The organism is Pseudomonas sp. 13B_3.2_Bac1 (assembly GCF_025466205.1).
Classification (GTDB): domain Bacteria; phylum Pseudomonadota; class Gammaproteobacteria; order Pseudomonadales; family Pseudomonadaceae; genus Aquipseudomonas; species Aquipseudomonas fluorescens_H.
This window is the reverse complement of the sequence record NZ_JANLOG010000059.1, coordinates 1-7,567: the sequence shown is the minus strand read 5'-3', so window position 1 is coordinate 7,567 and position 7,567 is coordinate 1. Positions and strand designations below refer to the sequence as shown.

At 62.0% G+C, this 7,567-nt stretch carries 7 protein-coding genes; 2 read left to right on the top strand and 5 right to left on the bottom strand.

What is annotated here, in order from left to right; genetic code table 11:
* Nucleotides 1-159: 159 nt before the first annotated feature.
* The 3 genes from NTD85_RS09560 to NTD85_RS09550 are packed head-to-tail and all read right to left on the bottom strand — an operon-like array spanning nt 160 to nt 2,741.
* The gene (locus NTD85_RS09560) at nt 160-1,341 is read right to left on the bottom strand and encodes an acetyl-CoA C-acetyltransferase (RefSeq protein ID WP_262142018.1); all 1,182 of its coding nucleotides are present in this window, start codon (nt 1,339-1,341) and stop codon (nt 160-162) included.
* 11 nt (nt 1,342-1,352) lie between these two features.
* Nucleotides 1,353-2,018 carry a CoA transferase subunit B gene (locus tag NTD85_RS09555; protein ID WP_003226176.1) on the bottom strand — a complete coding sequence of 222 codons (666 nt, stop codon included), beginning with the start codon at nt 2,016-2,018 and terminating at the stop codon, nt 1,353-1,355.
* A gap of 24 nt (nt 2,019-2,042) precedes the next feature.
* Nucleotides 2,043-2,741 (bottom strand): CoA transferase subunit A, encoded by a 699-nt coding sequence (locus NTD85_RS09550; protein WP_103485108.1) that lies wholly within the window; start codon nt 2,739-2,741, stop codon nt 2,043-2,045.
* Between the two features lie 249 nt (nt 2,742-2,990).
* Between NTD85_RS09550 and NTD85_RS09545 the strand changes: the two genes are divergently transcribed.
* Nucleotides 2,991-3,866 carry a LysR family transcriptional regulator gene (locus tag NTD85_RS09545; RefSeq protein WP_045122537.1) on the top strand — a complete coding sequence of 292 codons (876 nt, stop codon included), beginning with the start codon at nt 2,991-2,993 and terminating at the stop codon, nt 3,864-3,866.
* Nucleotides 3,867-4,087: 221 nt separating this feature from the next.
* Here NTD85_RS09545 and NTD85_RS09540 read toward each other — a convergent pair whose 3' ends face one another.
* Both NTD85_RS09540 and NTD85_RS09535 read right to left on the bottom strand, forming a co-directional pair.
* On the bottom strand, nt 4,088-4,930 hold the full coding sequence (locus tag NTD85_RS09540; protein ID WP_103484857.1) for an NAD-dependent protein deacetylase: 843 nt from the start codon (nt 4,928-4,930) through the stop codon (nt 4,088-4,090).
* Nucleotides 4,931-5,083: 153 nt separating this feature from the next.
* Nucleotides 5,084-6,130 carry a class I SAM-dependent methyltransferase gene (locus tag NTD85_RS09535; protein WP_103484856.1) on the bottom strand — a complete coding sequence of 349 codons (1,047 nt, stop codon included), beginning with the start codon at nt 6,128-6,130 and terminating at the stop codon, nt 5,084-5,086.
* A gap of 555 nt (nt 6,131-6,685) precedes the next feature.
* On the opposite strand from NTD85_RS09535, the gene NTD85_RS09530 reads away from it, so the two are divergent.
* Nucleotides 6,686-7,498, top strand: a complete 813-nt coding sequence (locus tag NTD85_RS09530; protein ID WP_201137221.1) for a class I SAM-dependent methyltransferase — start codon at nt 6,686-6,688, stop codon at nt 7,496-7,498.
* Nucleotides 7,499-7,567: the final 69 nt, after the last annotated feature.

Here is a 7,567-nt window from a genome sequence, read left to right as displayed (position 1 = left end):
CGGGCGGGGGGGGGGGGGGCTGGCCCGCGAAGAGGGAGGAACATTCACTGCAAATTTCAAAGGACAAAAAAACACCCGGTGCAACGCAAGTCGCACCGGGTTTTTGTTGCCAGCGAGCAGCGGATGTCGTGGATCCACCGCGCGCTGTGAACTCTTGGGTTAAGCGCGTTCCAGCGCCAGCGCTACACCCTGACCACCGCCGATGCACAGGGTCGCCAGACCTTTCTTCGCATCACGCTTGAGCATTTCGTGCAGCAGTGTCACCAGCACCCGGCAACCCGACGCACCGATCGGGTGACCGAGGGCGATGGCGCCGCCGTTGACGTTGACCTTGTCCAGATCCCATTGCAGATCCTTGGCCACTGCCAGCGATTGCGCAGCAAAAGCTTCGTTGGCTTCGATAAGGTCGAGTTGGCCGATGTTCCAGCCCGCCTTGTCCAGGCAGCGGCGAGTGGCCGAGACCGGGCCGATGCCCATGATCGCCGGGTCAACGCCGGCGTTGGCGTACGCGGCGATTTTTGCCAGCACCGGCAGGCCCAGGGCCTTGGCTTTCTCGGCGCTCATCAGGATCACCGCAGCGGCGCCGTCGTTCAGCGACGAAGCGTTGCCGGCGGTGACACTGCCGTCCTTCTTGAACGCCGGACGCAGTTTCGCCAGCGATTCGGCGGTGGTGTCGCCGCGTGGTTGTTCGTCGACCTTGAACGCGACCGGGTCACCTTTGCGCTGTGGGATCAGGATCGGCGTGATCTCATCGACAAAGCGCCCGGCCTCGATGGCCGCCGCCGCTTTGCGCTGCGAAGCGGCGGCGAAGGCGTCCTGCTGCTCGCGGCTGATCTCATATTTATCGACCAGATTCTCGGCAGTGATGCCCATGTGGTAATCGTTGAACGCATCCCACAGGCCATCGCTGATCATGGTGTCGACGATTTGCGCATGCCCCATGCGCAGACCGGTGCGTGCGCCCGGCATCACGTAGTTGGACAGGCTCATATTCTCCTGACCGCCAGCGATGATCACCTCGGCATCGCCGCAACGGATCGCCTGCGCGCCCAGGTGCAGGGCTTTCAGGCCCGAGCCGCAGACCTTGTTCAGGGTCATGGCCGGCACGGCGTGGGGCAGGCCGGCCTTGATCGCGGCCTGACGCGCCGGGTTCTGGCCGGCGCCGGCAGTCAGCACCTGACCCATGATCACTTCATCGACCTGCGCACCGTCCAGGCCGGTCTGTTCGAGCAACTGGCGAATCACCGCAGCGCCCAGATCCACCGCGGACACGCTGGCCAGAGAACCCTGGAAACTGCCGATCGCGGTGCGGGTGGCGGCAACAATTACGACGTCTTGCATTTTCGAATTCCTCACTGGGCAGCGAACTGCATTTCCGGTACGTGATCCGGGACGATCAGTTTACCAGCGGTTTTGGCGACGATTTCCTCGACGCTGACGCCAGGTGCGCGTTCCTTGAGGACAAAAGCGCCATTTTCGATTTCCAGATAGGCGAGGTCGGTCAGTACGCGCTTGATGCAGCCGGCGCCGGTCAGCGGCAGGCTGCACTTGGCCAACAGTTTGGACTCACCGTCCTTGGAAGCGTGGGTCATGATCACGATGATGTTGTCGGCCCCGGCCACCAGATCCATCGCGCCGCCCATGCCCTTGACCAGTTTGCCGGGAATCATCCACGAAGCGATGTTGCCTTCGACGTCGACTTCGAACGCGCCGAGCACGGTCAGGTCGACATGCCCGCCGCGAATCATCGCGAAGGATTCGGCGGAGTTGAAGATCGATGCGCCGATGCGCGCGGTCACGGTCTGTTTGCCGGCGTTGATCATGTCGGCATCGATGGTGTCTTCCGTCGGAAACGGGCCCATGCCGAGCAGGCCGTTTTCCGATTGCAGCATGACTTCCATGCCTTCGGGAATGTAGTTGGCAACCAGGGTCGGAATGCCGATGCCGAGGTTGACGTAGTAGCCGTCCTGCATTTCGCGGGCGACGCGCTGAGCCATTTGTTCGCGGGTAAGTGCCATGTTTTTATTCTCCGTCAGCCTGAATTATTTGCGGATGGTGCGCTGTTCGATGCGCTTTTCGAACGTGCCGCAAATGACCCGGTCGACGTAGATGCCGGGGGTGTGGATCTGCGACGGATCCAGTTCGCCGGGCTCGACGATTTCTTCGACTTCGACCACGGTGATCTTGCCGGCGGTGGCGGCCAGCGGGTTGAAATTCTGCGCAGTGTGGCGGTAGATGACGTTACCGAAATGATCGGCTTTCCAGCCTTTGACGATGGCGAAGTCGCCGGTGATGGACTCTTCCATCAGGTATTTGCGCCCGTTGAACTCGCGCACTTCCTTGCCTTCGGCGACCGGGGTGCCGACGCCGGTGGCGGTGAAGAAGGCCGGGATGCCGGCGCCGCCTGCGCGCATTTTCTCGGCGAGGGTGCCTTGCGGGGTCAGGATGACTTCGATCTCGCCCTTGAGCAGTTGCTCTTCGAACAGTTTGTTTTCGCCGACGTAGGAGGCGATCACCTTGCTGATCTGGCGGTCGGTCAGCAGCACACCGAGGCCGAAACCATCGACGCCGCAGTTGTTGGAAACCACGGTGAGGTCGCGGGTGCCCTTGCGCTTGATCTCGGCGATCAGGTTTTCCGGGATGCCGCACAGGCCGAAGCCGCCGGCGATCACGGTCATGCCGTCTTCCAGGCCCGCCAGAGCTTCCTCGTAGGAACTCACGCGCTTGTCAAAACCTGCCATATGCACCTCTTTTATTGTTTGTCGGGCGGCTGGCTAGCCGAATGACTGGAGTGTCTCGCTGAGGGATATATTTGTTAAGTTGATTTTTAAGGTTGATTGATTGATAAAGCTCAATAGTTGACGCTATCCCTGTAGGAGCTGCCGCAGGCTGCGATCTTTTGATTTTGTTTTTTAAGATCAAGATCAAAAGATCGCAGCCTTCGGCAGCTCCTACAGTAGGTACGACGTTGAAACGGTAAGGTATCCAGTATGACCATCAAACAGATCCGCGCCTTTCTCGCCGTGGCCCAGAGCCTGAGCTTCGCTGTGGCCTGTGAGCGCCTGCACCTGTCGCAATCGGCACTGAGCCTGACCATCAAGGCGCTGGAAGAGGGGCTGGGTGGGCGGCTGTTCAGCCGCAACACGCGCAACGTGGCGCTGACCGCCGAGGGCGAATCGCTGCTGCCGCTGGCCCGGCGCCTGATCGCCGACTGGGACAACGCCGAAGACGAAATGCGCCAGCGCTTCAGCCTGCAACGCGGACGGGTGACGCTGGCGGCGATGCCATCGTTTGCCGGCAACCTGCTGCCGCCGATCCTCAAGACGTTTCGCGCGCGCTATCCGAACGTCAACGTCACGGTCAACGACGTGATCAACGAGCAAGTGCTGGAGATGGTCCGCGACCGGCAGGTGGAGTTGGGCGTGGCATTCGAGCCGATGCAGAACACCTCGCTGACGTTTACCCCGCTGTACATGGACCGCTTTGTCGCCGTGGTGCCACAGGATTCAGCGCTGGCCGGGCTTGGCGAAATCGACTGGCAGACCTTGCTGCAGGAACCGTTCATCACCCTGCAACGGCCGTCGACGGTACGGGTGATGCTCGAAGAACACTTGCAGGCCCGGGGCCTGAAACTGCCGGTGGAATTCGAAAGCCATCAACTGGCAACGGTCGGGCGCATGGTCGCCAGCGGGCTCGGGGTCAGCGCGGTGCCGGCGTTGTGTGCCGAGCAGATGCAGGAACTGGGTGCGTGTTGCCTGACCCTGAATGACTCGGTAGAACGGGCGATTGGCGTGTTGACTGAGCCGGGCAATGAACTCTCGGCGGCGGCGCAGGCACTGTTCGACATCCTCAAAGCTGAACACTGAACACTGAACACTGAACACTGAACACTGAACACTGAACACTGAACACTGAACCCTGAACCCTGAACCCTGAACCCTGAACCCTGAACCCTGAACCCTGAACCCTGAACTGCGATCCCATTCCTGTAGGAGCTGCCGAAGGCTGCGATCTTTTGATCTTGCTTCTAAAAAACAAAGTCAAAAGATCGCAGCCTTCGGCAGCTCCTACAGGGGATTTTCGGCATTCAGGAAGTCAAGCGTTGCACCAGCAGCGGCAGCAGCTGTTCACATGACGCCTCGATCTTCAGATCCAGCAGATCATCGGCGCGGGTCTTGCCCAGATTGATCGCCAGCAACGGCTTGCCCCGATCAGCAATCACCCGGCACAGACGAAACGCCGAATACGCCATCAGCGACGAACCCACCACCAGCAATCCCGCAGCATTCTCTGCCGCCGCCATGGCTCGCGCCGCTGTCGGTTGCGCCACGTTCTCGCCGAAAAACACCACGTCCGGCTTCATCCGTTCACCGGCGCAATACGGGCACTGCGGTGTCTGAAAACGTGCTTCGAAGGCCGGGTCGAGCAGGGTATCGCCGTCCGGCGCCTGCACCGCGTCGACCCCGGCCAGATACGGATTCTGCTCGACCATCCGCTGCTGAATGTCGTCACGCGCGCTGCGCTGGCCGCAATCCAGGCACAACACCCGGTGCAGGCTGCCGTGCAGTTCGATCACGTCCTGACTGCCGGCCTGATCGTGCAGGGTATCGACGTTCTGCGTGATCAAGGCGCTGATTAGTCCCTGGCGCTGTAACTCGGCCAGTGCTGCATGCGCCGCATTCGGTCGCGCCTGACGCACCCGCGGCCAGCCAAGCATGGCCCGCGCCCAGTAGCGACGACGGGATTCCGGGGCGGCGAGAAATTCCTGATACATCATCGGTTGCCGGCCACGACGCACTCCCTCGCTGTCGCGGTAATCCGGGATGCCCGACGGCGTGCTGATACCGGCGCCGGTCAGCACCAGGAAATCGCCATCGGCCATGGCCTGGTGCAAGGTATCGAGGTGTTCGCGGGTCGGGCTGTCGAGCATGGTCAGCACTCCGGGAAGGACGATGCCCGCAGGTTAGCATTAACCTTGTGGCGAGGGAGCTTGCTCCCGCTGGACTGCGCAGCAGGCCTGTTGTTGCGGTCGCTTCGCAACCCGACGGGAGCAAGCTCCCTCGCTACAGGTGATAGCGGTGATCTATTTGCGTGCCTCCAGAATCAGATTGAACGGCGTCTGCGTCGCCCGGCGGAAATGCTTGAACCCGGCCTCGGCAAACACCTTGCGCAAGCGCATTTCACCGGCCTGCGCACCCAGCCCCAGCCCGACTTCCTGCGACAGCGAATTCGGCGTGCAGATAAAGGTCGAGGCCGCGTAAAACAGTCGCCCAACCGGGTTGATGTTGTCGTCCAGCGCATCGTTGGCAAACGGCTCGACCAGCAGCACCGTGCCGTCATCCTTCAACGATTTAAACGCATGCCGCGCAGCGCCGACCGGGTCGCCCATGTCGTGCAGGCAGTCGAAGTAGCAGATCAGGTCGTAGTCGCTGCCGGGGTAACTTTTGGCAGTGCTCTGGAGGAATTTCGCCCGGCTGCTGACGCCACCTTCTTCGGCGCGCTGGGTGGCGACGGTGATCGACGGCGCGTGGAAGTCAAAGCCGACGAATTGCGAGTTGGGAAACGCCTGCGCCATGATCACCGTCGAGGCGCCATGGCCGCAGCCGATGTCGGCGACTTTGGCGCCGTCTTCAAGTTTGGCGATCACGCCTTCCAGCGCCGGCAGCCATTCCGCGATCAAGTGACCTTTATAGCCGGGGCGAAAGAAGCGTTCGGTGCCGCTGAACATGCAGGGGTGATGATCGCCCCAGGGCAGGGCGCCGTTGCCGCGCATGGCTTTGACCAGTTTGTCCTTGTCGTGGAAAAACGACGCCACCACACCGAGTCCGCCGGCGACATACACCGGCGAGTCTTCGACAGCCAGGGCCAGCGCCTGCTCTTCCGGCAGACGGAACTGGCCATCGTGGTGTTCCATATAGCCGGACGCGGCGTGGGCGCTGAGCCATTCGCGCACCAGGCGCGGGTTGCAGGTGGTTTTTTCGGCGAGGGCTTGCGGGGTAATCGGCTGACTGTCGGCCATTGCCCGGTACAGCCCGAGTTCTTCGCCAACGATCACGTTCGCCAGCATCGCGGCGCCGCCCATGTCGTTGACCAGTTTGCCCATGAATGCATTGAGCCTTGATTCGTCCATCACGAGTGCTCCTGATACAGGATCACCGTCCGGTGGCAAAACGATGTCGAGGCATGGGCCGCAGGGCAGTGGTCACAGAAGTGGGCAGGGCACAGCTGACTCCGTCCTGCATTCCCCCTCGACCGGGTAATGAATCAGTCTAGCCGGGCTGGAGCAAGATGCAGCGTTTGTGGCACACACAATCCCCCTGTGGGAGCGGGCTTGCTCGCGAAGGCGTTGTATCAGTCAACTAATCGGCTAGCTGACACACCGCTTTCGCGAGCAAGCCCGCTCTCACGTGGATTTGTGATGCTCCATTCCGTCGTTTAGTGCCAGTCGCCGCCCGTTCACAGGTCGCGCACCATCAGCCATTGATCGTTGTCCCAGGCCCGAAAGCGCTACAGCACGGTCGTGGCAATCCCACCAGTGTGTCGAGGGCTTTACAAAATCCCGCCACTCATCGGCCCGGCCACTGTTTTAGCGGCTCTTCGGACGATTGACTGGGACGCCGTTGACCCTCGGCGCGATAGTGGAGTGAGTGGGCCAGTCCCCCCAACCTGCAGCGGAGCACGATTGATGAGTACCCCCATTGATCTGACGGGCCTGAAAGAGCGCCAGAAAGTCGCCTGGGCCAGCGGCGATTATGCGGTGATCGGCACCACCTTGCAGATCGTCGGCGAAAACCTCGCCGAGGCCTGTGACTTGCGCTGCGATGAGGAGGTGCTGGATGTCGCCGCCGGCAATGGCAATGCGACTCTGGCGGCGGCTCGGCGCGGTTGTCAGGTGACCTCGACCGATTATGTCGCGGCGCTGCTGGAGCGTGGACAGGATCGGGCGCGGGCCGAGCATCTTGATGTGATTTTTCAGGTCGCCGATGCCGAAGCATTGCCGTTCGCCGACGAGAGTTACGACGCGGTGCTCTCGACGTTCGGCGTGATGTTCGCCCCGGATCAGGCCACCGCGGCTGCGGAATTGGCGCGGGTCTGCCGACGGGGCGGGCGGATCGGCCTGGCGAACTGGACGCCGGAGGGCTTTGTCGGCCAGATGTTCAAAGTCCTCGGCCGCCACGTGCCGCCGCCCGCCGTGGCCCAGCCGCCGTCGAACTGGGGCACCGAAGCGTGGTTGCACAGCCACTTCGATGAGCGCCAGTTCCTGCTGCAGGTCACGCGGCGCACGTTCAACTTCCGCTATCGCTCGGCGGCGCATTTCATCGACATTTTCCGCCACTGGTACGGCCCGGTGCACAAGGCCTTTGCGGCACTGCCGCCGGAAAGCGGGCAGGCGCTGGAGAGTGATCTGGCGGACCTGCTGAACCGCTCGAACCGGGTGGGAGAGCGATCGCTGGTTGTACCGAGCGAGTACCTTGAGGTGGTCATCACCAAACGCTGAAAGATCAATGAAACCTTTGTAGGAGTGGGGGGGGGGGGGGGGGGGGGGGGGGGGGGGGGTTCAATATCC

What these genes read in the sequence shown, in the direction of transcription:
- NTD85_RS09560 (WP_262142018.1), bottom strand. Translation starts at nt 1,341, where the DNA reads ATGCAAGACGTCGTAATTGTTGCCGCCACCCGCACCGCGATCGGCAGT.
- NTD85_RS09555 (WP_003226176.1), bottom strand. Translation starts at nt 2,018, where the DNA reads ATGGCACTTACCCGCGAACAAATGGCTCAGCGCGTCGCCCGCGAAATG.
- NTD85_RS09550 (WP_103485108.1), bottom strand. Translation starts at nt 2,741, where the DNA reads ATGGCAGGTTTTGACAAGCGCGTGAGTTCCTACGAGGAAGCTCTGGCG.
- NTD85_RS09545 (WP_045122537.1), top strand. Translation starts at nt 2,991, where the DNA reads ATGACCATCAAACAGATCCGCGCCTTTCTCGCCGTGGCCCAGAGCCTG.
- NTD85_RS09540 (WP_103484857.1), bottom strand. Translation starts at nt 4,930, where the DNA reads ATGCTCGACAGCCCGACCCGCGAACACCTCGATACCTTGCACCAGGCC.
- NTD85_RS09535 (WP_103484856.1), bottom strand. Translation starts at nt 6,130, where the DNA reads ATGGACGAATCAAGGCTCAATGCATTCATGGGCAAACTGGTCAACGAC.
- NTD85_RS09530 (WP_201137221.1), top strand. Translation starts at nt 6,686, where the DNA reads ATGAGTACCCCCATTGATCTGACGGGCCTGAAAGAGCGCCAGAAAGTC.